Annotated in this window: 2 protein-coding genes; both read left to right on the top strand. The window is 59.9% G+C overall.

Translation table 11 applies throughout. The features are described 5' to 3' along the window. Nucleotides 1–231 (top strand): DMT family transporter (locus PG879_RS20440; protein WP_086070989.1); only part of this gene is annotated, 231 nt, incomplete at its 5' end. Beyond that, entirely contained in the window at nt 225–1064 is an 840-nt protein-coding gene (sul1, locus tag PG879_RS20435; RefSeq protein WP_000259031.1) for a sulfonamide-resistant dihydropteroate synthase Sul1, read from the top strand. The genes PG879_RS20440 and sul1, both read left to right, overlap by 7 nt. The last annotated feature ends 24 nt before the right edge of the window (nt 1065–1088 follow it).

Genomic DNA, 1088 nt, shown 5'->3' with positions numbered 1-1088 from the left:
TATGGCATCGCATTTTATTTTCTTTCTCTGGTTCTGAAATCCATCCCTGTCGGTGTTGCTTATGCAGTCTGGTCGGGACTCGGCGTCGTCATAATTACAGCCATTGCCTGGTTGCTTCATGGGCAAAAGCTTGATGCGTGGGGCTTTGTAGGTATGGGGCTCATAATTGCTGCCTTTTTGCTCGCCCGATCCCCATCGTGGAAGTCGCTGCGGAGGCCGACGCCATGGTGACGGTGTTCGGCATTCTGAATCTCACCGAGGACTCCTTCTTCGATGAGAGCCGGCGGCTAGACCCCGCCGGCGCTGTCACCGCGGCGATCGAAATGCTGCGAGTCGGATCAGACGTCGTGGATGTCGGACCGGCCGCCAGCCATCCGGACGCGAGGCCTGTATCGCCGGCCGATGAGATCAGACGTATTGCGCCGCTCTTAGACGCCCTGTCCGATCAGATGCACCGTGTTTCAATCGACAGCTTCCAACCGGAAACCCAGCGCTATGCGCTCAAGCGCGGCGTGGGCTACCTGAACGATATCCAAGGATTTCCTGACCCTGCGCTCTATCCCGATATTGCTGAGGCGGACTGCAGGCTGGTGGTTATGCACTCAGCGCAGCGGGATGGCATCGCCACCCGCACCGGTCACCTTCGACCCGAAGACGCGCTCGACGAGATTGTGCGGTTCTTCGAGGCGCGGGTTTCCGCCTTGCGACGGAGCGGGGTCGCTGCCGACCGGCTCATCCTCGATCCGGGGATGGGATTTTTCTTGAGCCCCGCACCGGAAACATCGCTGCACGTGCTGTCGAACCTTCAAAAGCTGAAGTCGGCGTTGGGGCTTCCGCTATTGGTCTCGGTGTCGCGGAAATCCTTCTTGGGCGCCACCGTTGGCCTTCCTGTAAAGGATCTGGGTCCAGCGAGCCTTGCGGCGGAACTTCACGCGATCGGCAATGGCGCTGACTACGTCCGCACCCACGCGCCTGGAGATCTGCGAAGCGCAATCACCTTCTCGGAAACCCTCGCGAAATTTCGCAGTCGCGACGCCAGAGACCGAGGGTTAGATCATGCCTAGCATTCACCTTCCGGCCGCCCGCTA

Source organism: Aeromonas sp. QDB63, assembly GCF_027707425.1.
GTDB classification, from domain to species: Bacteria; Pseudomonadota; Gammaproteobacteria; order Enterobacterales; family Aeromonadaceae; genus Aeromonas; species Aeromonas caviae.
This window is presented reverse-complemented; position numbering and strand designations above follow the sequence as displayed.

Coding starts and splice junctions, on each gene's coding strand:
- sul1 (WP_000259031.1), top strand. CDS start 225: ATGGTGACGGTGTTCGGCATTCTGAATCTCACCGAGGACTCCTTCTTC.